This is a genomic window from Streptomyces sp. NPDC007162 (assembly GCF_040634175.1).
Taxonomy (GTDB): Bacteria; Actinomycetota; Actinomycetes; order Streptomycetales; family Streptomycetaceae; genus Streptomyces.
In genome coordinates this window covers 48,454-65,633 of record NZ_JBEYFC010000002.1, presented here as the reverse complement: position 1 = coordinate 65,633, position 17,180 = coordinate 48,454, and the positions used below count along the sequence as shown (strand labels likewise).

14 protein-coding genes and 2 pseudogenes are annotated in these 17,180 nt (G+C 67.9%); 11 read left to right on the top strand and 5 right to left on the bottom strand.

Annotated elements, in window-relative coordinates; translation table 11 throughout:
• Positions 1–147: 147 nt before the first annotated feature.
• From ABZ646_RS00620 to ABZ646_RS00610, 3 genes are all read right to left on the bottom strand, one after another.
• A protein-coding gene (locus tag ABZ646_RS00620; RefSeq protein WP_360511461.1) for an IS5 family transposase occupies positions 148–1,022 on the bottom strand; the annotation gives its coding sequence in 2 pieces (ribosomal slippage) (positions 148–675 and positions 678–1,022; 873 coding nt in all).
• 12 nt (positions 1,023–1,034) lie between these two features.
• A complete protein-coding gene (locus tag ABZ646_RS00615; protein ID WP_360511459.1) occupies positions 1,035–2,015 on the bottom strand; it encodes an MFS transporter in 981 nt (326 codons plus the stop codon).
• Positions 2,016–2,178: 163 nt separating this feature from the next.
• Positions 2,179–3,011, bottom strand: a protein-coding gene (locus tag ABZ646_RS00610) for an IS5 family transposase (protein ID WP_360511465.1) whose coding sequence is annotated in 2 segments (ribosomal slippage) — positions 2,179–2,664 and positions 2,667–3,011 — 831 coding nt in all. Because the reading frame shifts where the segments join, the coding sequence is not laid out codon by codon here.
• A 940-nt stretch (positions 3,012–3,951) separates the two neighbouring features.
• Between ABZ646_RS00610 and ABZ646_RS00605 the strand changes: the two genes are divergently transcribed.
• From ABZ646_RS00605 to ABZ646_RS00590, 4 genes are all read left to right on the top strand, one after another.
• Positions 3,952–6,516, top strand: a complete 2,565-nt coding sequence (locus ABZ646_RS00605; protein WP_360511457.1) for a hypothetical protein — start codon at positions 3,952–3,954, stop codon at positions 6,514–6,516.
• A 7-nt stretch (positions 6,517–6,523) separates the two neighbouring features.
• Positions 6,524–7,054, top strand: coding sequence for a hypothetical protein (locus ABZ646_RS00600; RefSeq protein ID WP_360511455.1), 531 nt, complete (start codon positions 6,524–6,526; stop codon positions 7,052–7,054).
• A 1,264-nt stretch (positions 7,055–8,318) separates the two neighbouring features.
• A complete protein-coding gene (locus ABZ646_RS00595; protein ID WP_360511453.1) occupies positions 8,319–8,627 on the top strand; it encodes a hypothetical protein in 309 nt (102 codons plus the stop codon).
• On the top strand, positions 8,624–9,307 hold the full coding sequence (locus ABZ646_RS00590) for a restriction endonuclease (protein WP_360511451.1): 684 nt from the start codon (positions 8,624–8,626) through the stop codon (positions 9,305–9,307). The genes ABZ646_RS00595 and ABZ646_RS00590 overlap by 4 nt, the downstream gene beginning before the upstream one ends.
• 685 nt (positions 9,308–9,992) lie before the next feature.
• On the opposite strand, the gene ABZ646_RS00585 is transcribed toward ABZ646_RS00590, so the two are convergent.
• Both ABZ646_RS00585 and ABZ646_RS00580 read right to left on the bottom strand, forming a co-directional pair.
• Positions 9,993–10,601 (bottom strand): hypothetical protein, encoded by a 609-nt coding sequence (locus ABZ646_RS00585; protein ID WP_360511449.1) that lies wholly within the window; start codon positions 10,599–10,601, stop codon positions 9,993–9,995.
• 193 nt (positions 10,602–10,794) lie between these two features.
• Positions 10,795–11,826 carry a hypothetical protein gene (locus ABZ646_RS00580; protein ID WP_360511447.1) on the bottom strand — a complete coding sequence of 344 codons (1,032 nt, stop codon included), beginning with the start codon at positions 11,824–11,826 and terminating at the stop codon, positions 10,795–10,797.
• A gap of 177 nt (positions 11,827–12,003) precedes the next feature.
• Here ABZ646_RS00580 and ABZ646_RS00575 point away from each other — a divergent pair, with 177 nt between their 5' ends.
• The 7 genes and pseudogenes from ABZ646_RS00575 to ABZ646_RS00545 form a co-directional block, all read left to right on the top strand.
• The gene (locus ABZ646_RS00575) at positions 12,004–12,267 is read left to right on the top strand and encodes a helix-turn-helix transcriptional regulator (RefSeq protein WP_360511445.1); all 264 of its coding nucleotides are present in this window, start codon (positions 12,004–12,006) and stop codon (positions 12,265–12,267) included.
• A 175-nt stretch (positions 12,268–12,442) separates the two neighbouring features.
• Positions 12,443–13,315, top strand: coding sequence for a DUF6083 domain-containing protein (locus tag ABZ646_RS00570; protein WP_360511443.1), 873 nt, complete (start codon positions 12,443–12,445; stop codon positions 13,313–13,315).
• Positions 13,312–13,791: a hypothetical protein gene (locus ABZ646_RS00565; RefSeq protein WP_360511441.1), complete on the top strand. Its 480-nt coding sequence runs from the start codon at positions 13,312–13,314 to the stop codon at positions 13,789–13,791. The genes ABZ646_RS00570 and ABZ646_RS00565 overlap by 4 nt, the downstream gene beginning before the upstream one ends.
• Entirely contained in the window at positions 13,788–15,266 is a 1,479-nt protein-coding gene (locus ABZ646_RS00560; protein WP_360511439.1) for a UvrD-helicase domain-containing protein, read from the top strand. Before ABZ646_RS00565 ends, ABZ646_RS00560 begins: the two co-directional genes overlap by 4 nt.
• A gap of 8 nt (positions 15,267–15,274) precedes the next feature.
• Positions 15,275–15,628, top strand: a pseudogene (locus tag ABZ646_RS00555) (transposase); the annotation flags it as partial.
• An 81-nt stretch (positions 15,629–15,709) separates the two neighbouring features.
• On the top strand, positions 15,710–16,168 hold the full coding sequence (locus ABZ646_RS00550) for an SMI1/KNR4 family protein (protein WP_360511437.1): 459 nt from the start codon (positions 15,710–15,712) through the stop codon (positions 16,166–16,168).
• 54 nt (positions 16,169–16,222) lie between these two features.
• A pseudogene (locus tag ABZ646_RS00545) lies at positions 16,223–16,688 on the top strand (ISAzo13 family transposase); the annotation flags it as partial.
• Positions 16,689–17,180 lie beyond the last annotated feature (492 nt).

Sequence of the window (17,180 nt, the reverse complement as noted above, 5' to 3'; positions counted from 1 at the left end):
CAACTGAGGCCGCGACAGCGGAGGAAGAGACGGGCCGGCAGCCGAAGGCGAGGGTTGATAAGCCACCCCGAAAGCCTCCCACTCACAAGGCCACCCCACCCACCGAACTTACGAAAAGATCAGTAGGGCGTGTTGCGAAAGTGCTGGTCACAGCCACTCGTTGATTGCTGCGACCAGCACGGTCGCTTCGTAGCGGACGGCGAGTTTGTCGTACCTCGTGGCGACGGCCCGGTGGCGCTTGAGCCGGTTGATCCCGCACTCGACGGCATGCCGCTGCTTGTAGTCGTCCTTGTCGAACTTCGGCGGCCGCCCGCCACGCGATCCGCGCTTGAGGCGGTTGCGGACCCGGTCCGCCGGGACCGGGATGGTGGCTTTGATCCCGCGTCTGCGCAGGTAGGAGCGGTTGCCGCGGGAGTCGTACGCCTTGTCGGCCCGCACCCGGTCCGGCCGCTTGCGCGGTCTGCCGAGTCCCGGCCTGGGAACCCGGATGGCTTCCAGGACCGCTTCGAACTGCGGGGAATCACCCCGCTGCCCGGCCGTGATCACAACGGACAGGGGCTTTTGACCCTGCTCGACCGCGAGGTGGATCTTGCTGGTCAGTCCGCCGCGGGAGCGTCCGAGGCCGTGGTCGGCCGGCTCGACGAAAATCCCGCCGGGCGGTTCCTTCTGGAGGTCCCCCTTTTCGCCGCCCCGGCGGCGTGCTGGTGGGCCCGGCAGACGGTGGAGTCGACGTTCACGTCCCAGGTGATCAGGCCCTTCGCGTCCGCCTCGGCCTGGAGCTGGGTGAGGATCCTTGCCCAGGTGCCGTCCCGCTGCCAGCGCCGGAACAGGTCATAGACCCGGTCCCACGGCCCATAGCGTTCCGGCACGTCGCGCCATGGGGCACCGGTCCGGGTCCGCCACCGTATGCCGTCTATCAACTGCCGCCGCGTCCACACCTGCGGACGACCCGGCTTGATGCCCCTCGGCAGCAACGGTTCAAGCCGGGCCCACTGGCCATTCGTCAGATCCCCACGCCCCACAAGACCTGATCATCAACGAACAAGATCAACTTTCGCAACAGACCCTAGGGCCAGCAGCAGTGGGTCGGGAGCCAGTGCGTACAGCGGGAACATAATCGCTTCCAGCCACAGCATCACCACGGCGATCCGACCGAGCGGGAACCGACGCGTCGCCCGGTCCGATACCAACGCCCCTGCCATCGCACCGACGGCCGCTCCGCTGAAGATGACACCGATCCACAGCGGCGACGAGCCGAGTTGCTGGGCAAGGGTGATGATCAGCAGATAGCCGGCGCCGTAGCGGACCTTGTCAGCGGCCGATGCCAGCGTGAGGAAGCGCACGATCGGCTCACGCCACAGCCAGCCGACCCCTTCCCGGATCTCCGTGGCGAGCCGGGCCCTCGGTCGGATCTCCTGCCGGGCCACCTGGAATCGGGCGTGCATCAGGCGCAGCGACGCTGCGGAGACGGCGAAGGACACCGCGTTGACGGCGAATGGCACGATCCGCCCGAGGGCGTAGAGCGCACCGGCGAGCGGGGCTCCGAAGATGCCCACCGCGTTGCCGGCGGTCTGCTGGTAGCCGAGGGCAGTTGGCAGTTGCTGCGCGTCGACGACGTTCGGCAGCGCCGCTGTGTTGGCGACCTGGAAGAGCGTCCCCAGGACCCCGGCAAGGACGGCCGTCGTGTACAGCTGGGGCATTGTGAGGCGGTCCAGCCAGGCCGTGACGACGACGCCGGATGTGAGCATGGTCCGGCCGAGCTCGCACCAGATCATGGTGGTCTTGCGGTCCCATCGGTCGACGAGCGCCCCTGCGACCAGCCCGAAGGCAAGGAACGAGACGGTGCCCAGGCCCAGGACGAACCCGGCCTGGGTGGCTGACCCGGTGAGGGCCAGGACGACGAGCGGCAGGGCCATGAACTGGGCCTGGTCGCCGATGGCGGATATCAGTTGGCTGCTCAGCAGCAGCGAGAAGTCTCGGTTCCGAAGCAAGCCGGAACCACGAAAGGTATTCACTGTTGTTACGCTCCGTAACAGCTCTAGGACACAAGGGTGGCGTCGAAGCTGGTGTCCGAGCTAAGAAACACGGGGCGTTGTAAGCACGGGCGGGACCCTACCCACGGCGCGACGGGGACAGCAATCGAATTTGCTGGGACAGGTCGGCATGCTGACGGAATGTTCAGGACGCGCGGCGCAGGCGGCGGAGACAGATGAGACTGCAGGCCAGTTCCAGCAGGCCCTGGTGAAGGTCCGCGCGTCGTTCGTAGCGGATGCGGAGCCGTTTGAACTGGTGCAGCCAGGCGAAAGCGCGCTCGACTACCCAACGCACCTTGCCCAGGCCCGAGCCGTGAGGGACGCCACGTCGGGCAATCGCGGGCTTGATGCCCCGCTTCCAGAGCAGGCGGCGGTACTTGTCGAAGTCGTAGCCCCGGTCCGCGTAGAGCCGACGGGGCTTACGGCGGGGACGCCCCCTCAGGCCACGAATCGAAGGGATCGCGTCCAGGAGCGGCAGGAGCTGAGTGACGTCGTGACGGTTACCGCCAGTGAGGGTGACGGCGAGCGGGGTTCCGTGACGGTCGACGATCAGATGATGCTTCGACCCGGGACGGGCGCGGTCAACCGGGGAAGGGCCCACGTGCTCCCCCCTTTGAGCGCCCGGACGTGGGACCCGTCCACGGCACAGTCGTCCAGGTCCAGAAGCTCGGCTCGGCGCAGCTCGGTCAGTAGAGCAGCGCGCAGCCGCGGCCAGACTCCGGCCTCGGTCCAGTCTCGCAGCTGGCGCCAAGCCGTCACCCCGGAACACCCGACTGCTTCCGCTGGGACGTCGCGCCAGGCGACACCGGTTCGCAGCACGTACAGGATGCCCGCGAGGGCCGCCCGGTCAGGAACACGCAGCCTCCCGGGGTAGCGGTAGCGGCGCTCGGGGGCAGGGGGCAATAGGGGAGCCACCCGCGCCCAGAGGTCATCCGGAACAAGATCAGCACGCACATCGGGCAGCCTGCCGCCCAAGATCGTCCGACCACAAGGCCAGCAGCCCAACTCATTCAGAAACGATCAGTTACAGGCGCCGGTGGTGTGCCGCGCGCAGGATGCTGCTGCCGCATCGCTTGCCGCGGCGATCGGCACCAACAACGCCCCTGCCACCGCCACAGCCGCGAGTCCGGCCCGGAACCTGGTCATCATCGAATACCCCCTGGGAGTCGGTTGCAGAGGCGAGCATCCACCAGTCGGCCGGCGCCGCGAGGGAGGAGCGGCCGGGGGCACCGGGCTGTGACCGTGGTAGCACGGCCGTCACCAGGGGTTCGAGACCGATGAATAGGTGAGCGAGCCCGATGAAGCCGAACCTCTGAGCTATGCGGTGCAGTGGCTTGTGCCGCTGACAGCGATGACCTGGCCGGAGGATGCTCGGGCGGCTACGTGCAGGACGGCAGTCATGGACTCTTCGCCACCGGATAAGTGACGCGGCGTGAAGTGGTGATGATGACCAAACATGAGGGCGGGCAAAAAAACGGTATGGGGCTGGACCAGTTCAGAGCAGTAAGGAGCGGATCGGCGAGAGGTAGTGATTGCATCCGTGATGCAGCTGCACGCTGCTGTCGTGGTCCATGGCGGTGTGGGCGCGAGCGCCGGCGGGCGCTCTCGCGGCCTTCGGGCGGCTGATTCCATGCACGCGCCAGCAAAGAGCATCGTGTCCTGCTTGGGTGCCCCGAGTCAGTTGGTCCTGCAGTCAAGCAGCACATTTACGCAGGTCAGGGCCTCTGAGCACCCTTCGCTTTTATGCGGCCTTTAGGTGAAGATCATTGATCGTTTAAGTAAGTGATCCTTACGATCCTCACCTCGGACATGATCCACATCATGGATGAAGTCCATAAATGCATAGGGGGGTTCAGGCATGCCGCAATCTCTACGGAGTCGGCACAGACCTCTGACGCTGGCCGTCGTCCTGTTCTCGGTGCTCGCTTGGCTCGGCTTGGGGAGCCTGACGCATGCGGGTGCTGTCTCTGCTTCGAGTGGCGACTTCTTCCCCGTCGCTCCTGCCGCGAAGATCGTCGACACCCGTTCGTCCCTCGGCGTCAGCGCCGCCCTGGGGGCGGCATCGACCGCGTCCTTCCAGGTCCTTGGCCAGGGCGGCGTACCCGCTTCCGGCGTGTCGGCCGTATCGGTGGACATCACTGCGGCGAACGCCACTTCGTCCGGCAGTTACCTGGAGATGTGGCCCGACGGCACCACCCGGCCTTACCCGGCGTCCGTCATCAACTTCTCCAGCGGCGCGGACACGAGTAACTCCGCGATCGTCGCAGTGGGTTCGGACGGAAAGATCGACGTCTACAACTCCAGCGGTACCGTCGATTTGATCGTCAGCGTCAACGGGTACTTCACCTCCGCCGCCGGCGCCACCTCTCCCGGCGGATATGTGCCGGTCACCTCTTCACGGATCGTCGACACCCGCGATGGCACCGGGGCGCCGCTGGCGACGATCGCCCCTGGCGGAACGCTGGACGTCCAGGTCGACGGCGTGGACAGCGTCACCGACGAGTCGTCGATCTACGCGAACATCACCGTTCCGTCTCCCGGAGCCGCCGGCAGCCTGTACGCCTATGCCACTGGCGCCTCGCCGGGCCAGCCGACGGTGAGCTACAAGAGTGTCACGACCTCCCAGGGCGCCGTCATCCCGGTGGGCACGGGCGGCCAGATCACCCTGAAGAACGCGTCTACGACTCAGTCCATCAACGTCGTCCTTGACGTCTACGGCTACTTCACCGAAGCCCCCTCGGGCGGCGGCAAGTTCGCGGCCGTCCAGGACCGCCTGCTCGACACCCGCACCTCGACGGCGGTTGCGGCCCACAGCACGGTCAGCGTCGCGGTCGGCGGCGGCGACGGCATCCCCACCGCCTTCGGCGCCGCAGTGCTCAACCTGACCACGACCAGCCAGCAGAACTCCGGCTACCTCCAGGTGTGGGGGACCGGGCCCACCGTTCCGCCGGGTATCTCCGTCGACAACTTCCAGGCGAGCACCACCACCGCGGACCAGGTGATCGTCGAGCCCGGCACCCAGGGTGCGGTCAGTATCTACAACGACAGCGCCGGCACCATCCAGCTCATCGTCGACCTGCAAGGCTGGTTCTCCTCGGACCAAGTCGACGCCACGCCGGACCCGACGGACACAGCGCCCGACCCGACGGTCAGTGACCCCGGCCCCAAGCCGAGCGGAGCCGTCACCGTCTCCGCTGCGCCCACGGTCAGCGACACCCCGACTCCCACCGTCAGTCCCGCCTCCGGTGCGGCGAGCGTGTCGGGTACGTTCACCAACGGCGCCGGGGCAGGTGTACCGAACCTCACGGTCACCCTGACCGCGCCCGACGCGCTGACTGACGACACCACGGGTGAAACCACACTGCCGGTCGTGGGCACCACGACCACCGCCTCGGACGGCAGCTGGTCCTACACCCTGCCCGACCCTCTGCCGAGCAGCCTGCAGACACTCGCCGACGCCAACAGCGGTGTGCTCAATCTGTCTGCCACCGTCAACGGCTACACCAGCGACGGTCATATGATGACGGCGACCGACAACGTCAGCGCGGGCGTCGCCGAGGGCTCGTCCACGACGCAGGCCGCCCAGGACGTGCGGGCATACAACACCCCGCACACGCAGGCCCTGCGCATCGACACCGACGTCACACCGCTCGACGCACCCGCCGACTCGGACACAGCCTCCAGCCTCGCCCAGTCGATCACCAACTCCGCCGACCCGGACGCCGACACCGCCGCCCTCCCGACGTACCAGTCCGCGACCAGCGGCACGAGCGCCTACGCCGCCAACACCGCAGAGGGCGTCGACTACAGCAGCGTCATCCCCATGGACAACGTGTGCACCCCCCACGAAACCATCGTAAAGAAGCAGATCCAGTACACCACCGTCGGTGAGGCTCACGCGTACTGGGACGCCAAGGCGAGCTTCGACTACAGCAGCACCATGTCCAGCCAGATCGGTATCGCCACCAGCGCCAACGGCAAGAACTGGAGCATCACCGGCAGCGCAAGCGAAACCAAGACCACCGGACACTCAACCGGGTATTCAGGCAAGGGTCCGTACTTCGCCCGTCAGTGGCGCGTGCCCATCAACTACGCCTACGTCCGGATCAAGCTGACCTGCCTGCACAGCCCGACCAGCTACTCCTACGAGATCCGCCCACTCGGCTACAAGGTCCCCTCCGGTGGCGCTGTCGGCGAGTACGGCAAGGATGTCAGGAAGTACGATGGATCCCACGGCTACACCAGCGCACCCGACAGCCGCCGGGGCCTTGTGAGGCCGGGGACGTACTTCTCCCTCTCCTCGGGGCGCTCCATGACCTATACCGTGGGGGCCACTGTCTTCGGTATCGGCATCAACTCGCAGACGATATACAACGGCACCCACACCCAGAAGATCGAGGCCGGGAACAAGTCCGAGGACCACGCCATCTGGGGAGCAAAGGGAACGCTCTATGGTAAGCCCGGCGCGTTTTACTCGTACTAGCCGAATCGTGCTGGTGGGAGTCGCCGCCACCCTGCTCAGCTCCTGTGGGAGTCCGGCGAGTTCCGACCCTGCGACAGGAAATGCTCTCACGGCGGCCGGGCCTCCCGCTTCGGGTGTCCTGGGTGTTCCCAACGCCAAGGTCGGAAGCGTCTGGAGATTCGCCTTCCCGCTCTTCAGCAACAACTCGAAGACGACAGTCCGGATCACGTCGGTGCGGCTGGACAGCATTCCTTCCGGCGCGAAAGTCGAGGGATACCCCGTCTACTCCATGAAGGATACGAACGGCTACATCCTGGATAGCATGGAGGGAGATAAAAATGTCCCAGGATCCAGAGATATGACCAAAATGCCCAACTATGCTGGCAAACCCATCGTGATACGAGGTCACCAGGACAGTGGCGACTACTACGCGATGGTCAAAGTCAAGATTGTCGGGCACATCAAAAAGCACCTCAGCGGTTGCCGCGTGAACTACACACAAGGCAACAGCAAGTACACCCAGAAGGTGCACTGCGAATACGCACTCGACATGAAGTAACCACCACAGGAGCTGTGGTGCGGCTGTCTCCCGTCCGGAGGCAGCCGCGCCACGAGTCCACGTGTGTGCCGGCTGGCAAGTACTACGCGGCCATGCCATGCATAGCCTCGGGCCCTACTGCAGGCGTCTCGGTGTTCGGCATCAGCCCTTGCAGGTCATTTATGTTGCCGCAACCCACCACCGGGCCGCTTCCAGGCCAAGGTCTACTGACTTCGGCTCGGCAGGGTGGCTTTGGGTCGTCGAGGGCCAGGCTGGTGCCGGCTATGAAGCCGTCGAGGGTGTCTGGCTGGTGTCGAAGGCGCTTGAGCCTGTTTCGTACGAGGGTCTCGAGTCGGTCTACAGGCTGTCCCGTATGTACGTGGGTGCATGGCCAGGAGGGCAGCAACTAGCAGTGGGCACCGGTGACTTCGTTCACGTTCGAGTACTCGGAGAGTACAGTTGATCTGGCAGTCATCGACGAGCTGAGCCAGGGCTGCGAGGACGACGGTCAGAGGCGCTTACAGGGGGCAACGGTGTTCGTGGCAGTGGCAATTGCGGCCGTGGCGTTCGTTCTGGCCGTTGCGATCGTCGTTCTCCTGCCCCGTGGACGTCGGCAGACGCGTTACGCTCCCGACGCACGTCGGATCGAAGCGGCGGCGGCCCGGAGGGCTACACGACGCGTGCCGACGGGCCCCTACCTTCGTCGGTAGCCAAGGGGACAGTGCCGTAGGCCGGCCGGTACGGCGATCACGGAACGGTACGAGTGCCTGCTGAGATCACCCCGGCTACGGGTTCCCGGTTAGACGATCTTGCTGTGATTGCTTGACGTTCTTTGCCGAACCATTGTGCCGTGAGGATCTGGGGAAACTGGCCCCGCTGTTCAACAGGGCGGGGGGAGCCTGCATCGTGACGTCCCTACGGGCAGTGCCGGAAATTGGCGCAATACGCCACCGCCGGTCCGTGTCACCGGCCGCGGCGAAGACGTTCCCTGCGCACCTTACTGACTGGTCCCGGCGCGCCTTCACATCTGGTCATAGCCCCCTTCGGGGAGAACCGGGAAGGACGGGCCGGCCCTGCGGGCGCAATCGGCCGGGGTACTGCTCGGAAACCGACGGTGCGTACGGGTGGCGTGAACTGGTACTGAAGGACCCTTAGTTGGGGGCGCTCGGATGTGCCGTTGTCAGTGGTGGCCACCAGCATGGTGTGCGACAGGGGACGTGACGACCAAGCTGGGGGGGACCACATGCCGTTCGTGCGGCCATACGTGCGCTCTGACGGGACGCCGGTGCGCGGACATACCCGGTGGGCGCCGGGCGCGCGCCGGGAACTGACCATCTTCGCCTTCGCTGCACTGGTGGTGCTCGGGTACGGCAACAGCGCGGACGCCGGTGACGCATCCGGTACCCGGCCCCAGCCACAGGTCTCCTACCCGATTCGCTACGACCGTGCCGCCACCGGCGAGCAAGGCCGTGCCGTGCCGAGCCCGACAGTGTCGTACCCGATCAGGTTCCACACCTCCACCACACGCAGGGCGGGGCCCACGCCGACCGTGTCGTACCCGATCGACTTCTCCCACCTGGGAAGCGGACGGTGACCCGGCGCAGGCCCGCCCGCCGGTCGCGTCGCAAGCAGCAGGACGACATCCAGTTCGTTCTGGTGGCGGTGATCGCGGCAGGGGGGATCGCTCTCGTGGTGGCGGTTGTCCACTGGCTGTTGGTGCACTGGTGGCTGCTGCTTGTGGCGGCTGTTGTCGCCGTCCCGGCCGGCATCGTGTGGTGGCGTCGGCGGGCGGAGCGCATGCGCTGGGAACAGGCCCGGGCGCGCGCTCTGCGCTACGGCCTGGCCCAGCTGGACGCCCTCTCCCACCGGCAGTTCGAGTTCGCCGTGCGGGACCTGATGCTCCGAGACGGCTGCACAGATGCAATCCAGGTCGGCGGGCAGGGAGACCTGGGCGCGGACGTGAAGGCGACCGACCCGCTGGGGCGCCGCTGGGTGATCCAGTGCAAACACCGCCGCGGCGGCGAGCGCGGCGCCGCGGTGGGCACCCCGGAACTGCAGGTCCTCAACGGCACGGGCCGCCCCGTCCACAGGGCCGATGTGGTGGTGATGCTCACCAACGGCAGGATCACCCAGCCCGGCCGCACCTTCGCCCGCCAGCAGCGCCTCCACCTCGTCGACCGCCAACTGCTGGGAGCCTGGGCGTCTCAGGGCCGACCCCTGTGGGAATTGCTGCCCGCGCTGCCCGCGCCCCGCAGGCCCTCCTCGCTCTCCTGACCGGATCCACCGAAGGCGCCACCGCTACACGCCGCAGGCCCTGCGGGCTCGCTGTCCGCAAAGGCTGGCGGGACCGTGCAGCCTGTTATCCGTAATCGGGTGAGGCCAGGGGAGTTGAGGTGATGGGTGATTCCCGCTCGCCGGTTTCCTCGGCGGCTCGGCCGGGCTGGCCGGCCGAGCCGGACTGCCGTACATCCTCCAACCGCCGCGTTCAGAGTGGATCCGAGGCGCCAAGGAGTGGCCCTCAGCACAGTTCCAGCGGGCGCGTACCGGGAGACCGCGCACCAGCCGTCTGTCGCCGCACAGTTCGACCTGGGCGCCGCGCGCGGCGCAGCGCCCTTATGCGACGCGTTCTGCCGTGACGTGAAATTCCTCGTCACCGGAGAGCGCGAAAGGCGCGCCTGACTTCGGCAGACCGCGAGTCGGCCGGTGCACGACCTGGCGGCGTACGCCACGCTGCCTGACCAAGGTGGGCACCGGGACGTCGGCGATCGCACTGCGTTGGCAAGCCACGGCATGGTAGAGGGCTAGACCGCTGGGTGACCGCAAACGAATACCACCGGCATCACCCGTCTCTGGATGCAAGCAGTTGCTGGCAATCTGGCTCGGCTCCCGCGGGCCGCGGCCTCCGGCGTCTGTGGACAGAGTCTGCGGCGGTGGCCTGGTGGCGGAGCAGGCGATGCCCCTATGCCGTGGCAGTTTCGGGCTGGCCCTTCTCGGTAGAACCTGCCTCATGCCCTGGTGCACCGGCGGCCGTGTAGAACACCGAGGAGCCCTGCTTGGTGCGGTGAACACGGCTCTTGGCCACCAGGTTTTCGAGGGTGGTGCGCACCACCTTCGTGTCGATGGCACGCTCGGTGTGCGCTTGCCGGAGCGCCTCCGCGATCTCCACAGCGGAGCGCGGCTCACTCTGCTTGACCACATGCTGGTGGATGAGATCCACCAGCTTGGGCTGAGCTGTTGTCCCGGCCGTCTTCTTGCCCTGGAGCCCTTGTGCCGGTGCCTTCTTCGCCGGCCGGCGGCCGCCGGATGCGGGGGCGGCTTTCTTCCTGGGGGAGGGCACTACGGCGCTGTCGGTGCGGACCGGTTCGGGAGCCGTGGTCAGGGCGCCGAGTGCCTGCTGCATGTTGACCAGCACGGTGTGGTCTCGCTGCAGAGCGGTCAACTGCTCTTGCAGTGCAGCGAGTTCCTCGGTGACACGTTCCTGCTCCTTGACGTTGCGGTCGAGGTCGTTGGCCACTTGGCTGATGTACTGCGACGTCAACTCGGTGCTATGAGCCGTGCTTTCGGGCATGTCCGTCTCCTCGGGGCGTGGCCGGATCGAATCTTGCGGACACACTGCGGCAGGTTCGGAAAGAAACATCGCCCGCTGTGTGCCCCGGTGTAGCGATATTACGGGTGGGAAACCCTGATTTCTCTGTGCGGACGACACGTTCTGCTCCGGGGTGCATGAGGCCGGCAGGAGAGTGCCGTCAAGAGATGCCTGGTCATGTGTGCCGCGGCTCTGCCTCTGCCGCCGTCCGGGACGTGATGAGTTCCCAGAGAACATCCTCGGTGTCCCAGTGTTGACGCCAAGCCGTCAGCACCCGTAGAGCGACCAGCCGGTCGAGCAACTCGGCGATCTGCTGCCGAGAGTGACCGCTGAGGCGGGTGAGCACCTCCATGTCGACGGCGCGTGGGGCAGGGCCGGTGATGTGCGTGGCGAGGATCAGAGCGATCAACCGCAGCGCAGGCGGCAAAGCCGTGGGCAGATGCAACGGAGCAGGCCGAAGCGCCCACTGGGCGGCCCTGCAGCGCGCACGTCTGCCGGGCACTTGGTCCAGGACGGTGGCGTCGAGCAGTTCTACCTCCACCTGTGGGGGCCTGAGGTCGGGACACCTGAGCCAGGCTCCCTGGGCGAGTTCCTCCCAGACCTCCCTGCGTCCGCGCAGGCGCATGCCGCGCAGCAGGCCCGCGGGCAGCCGGGCGTGACCGCGGGCGTCGGCGCGCAGTGTGCACTGGACGGCGAGGAGGCGGGCCGCGGGGGAGGTGAACTGAGGAAGCGCAGCGGCGAGGTAGGTGAGCGCCTCCCGTACCCGCAGGTGTTCCTCGGCCCCGAGCCGGTGCGGGCCACGCACAGGCGCCGGCGGGGTGGGGGAGTGGGGGCTGCCGAGTTGCGTGTCGGGGACGACGGCGGTGTGGCTGGTCGCGGCCGCGCAGGCCGCGCAGGCGTCGGCGAGCCGCCAGACGCGGCCGCCGCGGCCCTGGGTGAGGGCGAGCAGGACCGGGCCCGCGCAGCCGCGGTGGCGTGGATGCCAGCGGCAGCCCTGGGCCCGGCACTGGCAGGTGCGCAGATGCCCGGGCAGTGCGTCGGCGCGCGCGTGGCAGGCCAGATGGGCCAGGGCGGCGGACCGTGCGGAGGCGGCCTCGCATGCGGGCGTGCGGGCGGTGCACTGTGCGCAGACCAGGTTGGGCCTGCCTGCCCGCGAGTGCAGTTCCACCGTCCAGATGCGCCGCACCGCGGCACCGCCGAGCCTCATCGGCCGACCGTCCTCCTGCCCTGTCCGTGCCATAGGGCCGGAACGCCTACGGTCAGGCGTTCCGGACGGACGCACGCTAGTGCAGATCCCTGCACCAGGGGCGCGCGATCCTCCCCCGGGAAGAAAGTGCAGAAACCCGCACTGACGGGGCAGAGGTCTGCACCGTCGGATGGTGGGGTGACGATCATCCCGCCCGACCCCAACCTGAATGCGCTGCGCGTCGAACTCGTGCGGCTGCGGGGCGAGCGCGGATGGACCTACGACGAACTCGCTGAACGCAGCAACCTCGCCCGGCGTACCCTCATCGACCTCGAACACGGCCGCAGCACCGGGAACATCACCACCTGGCACGCGCTGGCCCACGCTTTCGACGTCCCCATCGAACGCTTCCTCACCGCCCTGTGTGAGGGACACCCCGTCCCGGGCACGCCTCAGCCCTGACCCGGCCGCACCGCCAGCCGCTCACCGGACGCGGAAAGAACCACCCGCCCGGGCGAGACGGCATCGAACGACTGATCCGCACCTCGGGCAGGTGTTCCCAAGGGTGGGGCTGATCGTGTGACATCACCGAAAGCCGCCACCGGCTCTCGGCGCGTCACCTGGCACGGTCACCGCCATGCGCCCCTACCCCGTGCCCACCGACCGCCACTGGGACGGCAGCCCCCGCCGCGTTCCCCGCCGCCGCGGTCTACAGATCACCCCGACCAGCCCCAGCCGGCTCCTGCGCGCCGGGCAGAGCGGCCGCTGCCGCCACTGCGGAAACCGCATCGACTGGTACCCCCGCCACGACGACCGCCCCATCGCCCTGCACCCCGTAGAAGTCTCCGTCGTCGGCACTCCCGCGTCCTGCCGCTGGCACATCGGCGGCGGCATCGCCCATCCTCACGACGACGGCAGCGCATGGTGCCGCATCCCCCACGCCGCCCTCTGCCCCCAGCAGTCGCCCCGCTCCCACACCGGCCACACCCGGCTCACCTGGCTGCGCCGCGACCTCGCCGTGCACTCCCGCCGCCTCATCGACACCGGCGCCTTCACCCCCCAGCCCTGCCCCAAAGCTCCTGCAGCCGCGCCAGCCGACGAGGCCGGACAGCCCATCCGTCCTGTCGTCCGGATCCTCCTCGTCCCCTACCTCGGCCGCAGCCCCCTGGAAGACATCCGCTGCGTCGCCCAGACCCGCCAACGCCGCCGCTGCACCCTCACCGTCCTCGCCCCAGGCCACCACCTGGCGGGCCGCTGGAGACTCCTGCCCGCAGGCCCCAGCCGCGGCCAACTCACCCTCCCCGACACCACGATGGCCGTCTACGACCTCAGCCACCTGCCCTACGCCCACCAATTGCGCTGGCGCGCCCAGCACTGCCCCACCCACGTGAGTGGAACCGCTCCCGATCTCGCTCTCGCCGACTGGCAGGTCTTCGACCCCCTCCTGCACGCGGTACACATCCACGCCCGCCTGCCCCATACCCCGGCACACCGGCGGAGAGATCGGTGACGACATACCACGCCCTGGAAATCGTGCTGACACGACCCCTGACGGCGGCCGAGCTGCGCCGTGCCGCCCAGGACTGGCCGCTCGCAGCCAACCACGACACCAGCCGCCTCATGACTGTGGCAGGCGGCAGATCCCCTGAACGGGCCGTCCACCGCCTGCATCAGCGGCTCACCGGCCACCTGCCCATCGACGTGATCACCACCCACTACCCGGACGCCCACGGCCGCGTCCTGCTCAACGTCGACTTCCCGCCCGACGCCCACACCACCCTGCAACAAAACGCCCGCCGCGCAGGCCTGACCCCTGAACGCTTCGTACGAGACGCCCTCCACCGCGCCCTGGCCGAGCACGCCGACCGGGAAGCCGACCGACTCGACCACGCCGTACGCCAACTCCTCGACAGCACCAATCCCGCGCACCTGCTGTCGGCCGTCGGGCACGCCCTCACCCGCCCCCTAAAAGGACGCATCCCGTGAACCCCACAGACGAACAGGCGGCCGCCGCCGACGCCTTCCACGCCGGCGACCACCTGGCCCTGCAGGCCGGTGCCGGCACCGGAAAGACCACCACCCTCGCCCTCCTCGCCTGCACCACTACACGCCGCGGCCGCTACTTCGCCTACAACCGGGCCATCGCCCAGGACGCCCGCACCCGCTTCCCCAACACCGTCCAGTGCAAGACCGCCCACGCACTCGCCTACGCGGCCGTCGGCCACCGTTACACCCGCCGCCTGAACGCACCCCGCCGCCCCGCCTGGCAGACAGGCCAAGCCCTCGGCATCACCAAACACCTGCGCATCGGCGACCGCGAAGTCTCCCAACGCGCCCTGTCCAACACTGTCCTGCGCACCGTCACCCGCTTCTGCCACACCGCCGACGAGGCCATCACCCCCCACCATGTGCCCCCACTGCGCGGCCTGGACGACCCCGCCCTGCATGCCGAACTCACCGCCCACCTCGTTCCGTTCGCCCGCAAAGCCTGGACGGACCTGCAGCACCCCGACGACGGCGCCGTCCGCTTCGACCACGACCACTACCTGAAAATCTGGGCCCTCACCCGCCCCCGCATCGACGCCGACTTCCTGCTCCTGGACGAGGCCCAGGACACCAACCCCGTCGTCGAACAGATCTTCCTCAGCCAGCGTGACCACGCCCAGCTGGTCATGGTCGGCGACTCCGCCCAGGCCATCTACCACTGGCGCGGCGCCAAGGACATCATGACCGGCTTCGACGGCACCCACATGGCCTTGTCGCAGTCCTTCCGCTTCGGACCGGACCTCGCCCACGAGGCCAACCGCTGGCTCCACCTGGCCGACGCCCCCATCCGCCTGACAGGAACAGCGTCCGTACGCACCGAACTCGGCACCGTCACCCAGCCGGACGCCGTGCTGTGCCGCACCAACGTCGGCGCCATGGCCCACGTCATGACCCTCATGGCCACCGGCTACCAGGTCGCCCTCGCCGGCGGAGGCGACAGCCTGCAGGCCCTGGCCCTCGCAGCCCGCGACCTGAAAGAAGGCCGCCACACCCACCACCCCGAACTGATCCTCTTCCCCTGCTGGGGCGACCTGCAGGACTACGCCGCCCACGACCCGGCCGGCCGCGACCTGCAGCCCCTGGTCAACCTCATCGACACCCACGGCCCCGACGCCATCCTCACCGCCCTCGCCCACCTCGCACCAGAACCCCAGGCCCAAGTCACCGTCTCCACCGCTCACAAGGCCAAGGGACGCGAATGGCCCTGCGTGCTCATCGCAGGTGACTTCGCCCGTTCCAGGGGCAACGCCGCCAACGAGCGGACAGAGACCGCGACGCCCCTCGACCCTATCGACGACGCCGAAGCCCGCCTGGCCTACGTAGCCGTCACCCGGACCCGTCAACGCCTCGACCTGGGCGGCCTGTCCTGGATCCACGATCACCCCGATGGCAGCCCGCCCAGTTACAGCGGCTAACACACATGGTCCGCGGCCGGGTTGGTCATCCTCGCCGGAAGCCGGACTCACTGTTCGCCGACCGCGGGTACGACCACGACATCTACCGGGATCAGGTCCGCGCCCGCGGCATCGTGCCCGCGATCGCCCGCCGCGGCACCCTGCACGTCACCGGACTGGGCACCTACCGCTGGCTCATGGAGAGGAGTTCTGCCTGCCTGCACGGCTTCCGTCGCCTGCGCATCCGCTGGGAACGGCGAGCCGACCTCCACGAAGCGTTGCTCAAACTCGCCTGCTGCCTCATCACCAATCGGCAGCTCAGGGCATTGCGCTTACACCGGAACCGCTGGGCACTCCATGGATGTCCGTGGGTCATGCCATGATCCGGCCTCATGAGTGACCGATCGCTTTCGCCTGCCTGGCTGGCCTCGTGGACAGACAGAGTTTCCGGGACTCTCACAGCCATGACAGGCGAGTTCGAGCATCGGCATGGCTTCCCCTCTGGGACCAACCAGGTCCGGCCGGCCGACCACGACGATCAAGCCGCGGCTCACACGCTCGCCCAAGTCACCCCTACACCAGCTGACCTGGTCACCTTCTACGAGAGTATCGGCGATGTCATCTGGGCGGACGTCGGCAACGGCTACTTCCTCGATCCGGCCGCCGACGTCCTGCTGCGGCTCCAGGAGCACGGCGTTGTCGACGTCGGCACGGACCGAAAGACCCGTGGCCTGGTAATCGGCTCGAACGGCGGCGGCCTGATCTACGTCGCGGGGCCCGATGGGGCCGTTTACCGGACGCGGACGGCGTCGCTGGACGAACCGGAGTTCGACAAGGTGGCCGATGACCTCCGACAGTTTCTGGAGCTGCTGGAGCGCTCCCTGACAAGGTTCAACGCCGACGGCGATCCCGGACACCTGTAATGGCTTGCAGGGAATCAAGGTGTTGCTTCCCGTTCTGGGGATCGTTGGTGTGGTATGCGCATCCCGGACGAGACACGTGACCAACTCGCTGTGAAGCTCGCGGTGTTGTTGCCGCATTTGGACGAGCGGCAGCGGCGGCTGTTGATGGCCGCGGAGGCGCGTGCTCTGGGGCATGGCGGCGTTCGGGCTGTCGCGCGGGCGGCTGAGGTCAGCGAGACCACGGTCCCCAAAGGGCGTGTTCGAGCTGGAGGGCGGTGAGGCCCCGCTGGGGCGGGTGCGGCGTCCGGGTGGAGGCCGTAAGCGGGTCGCGGATCTGGATCCGGGGCTGCGGCCGGCGCTGTTGGCGCTGGTGGAGCCGGATGTGCGGGGTGATCCGATGTCGCCCCTGCGGTGGACGGTGAAGTCGACCCGCTCGCTTGCGCGGGAGCTGACCCGGGCCGGACACCGGGTCAGTGCCGACACCGTCGCCGGCCTGCTGCGCGAGGAGGGCTTCAGTCTGCAGGCCAACGCCAAGACCATGACCACACCCGGGACGGTGCTCGCTCGTCCCACAGGACCTACGCAGCCTCAGGCCCCGGCACCGCCGCCACGTTCTCGACGGCTGCCTTACGTCGGCCAGAGGCTCGACTACGAATCTGTGGTGCCGCCCTTGACCATTGGCACGCCTCTTGCGGTCTTTGCTGCCGTCCATTTCACTGTGCGCGTCTTCTGGTTCTTGGTTTCCCACTGCCGATCAGCACACCCCATCGTGCGTGCCTGTGCTGCGCGGTCACGCCGAAGGAGCAGTCGCGATGGGTGCCGCATTTCTTTGGTTGTCTCTGAGGGAGCCCAGCTTCAACGGCCCTTGCCAGGAGAAGACTCGACCGCTGACCAGGGTGCAAGCCGTGCTGTCGACGCGCGGTAGGAGACACACCGGGTCCCGTTCCCGTTCCGGGGGACGGCACGGGCTCAGCAAGAGGCGTGGAGGCGTGAGCCTCTTCGCGGAACCTGCCTCCCACCAGTAGGAGAGTGA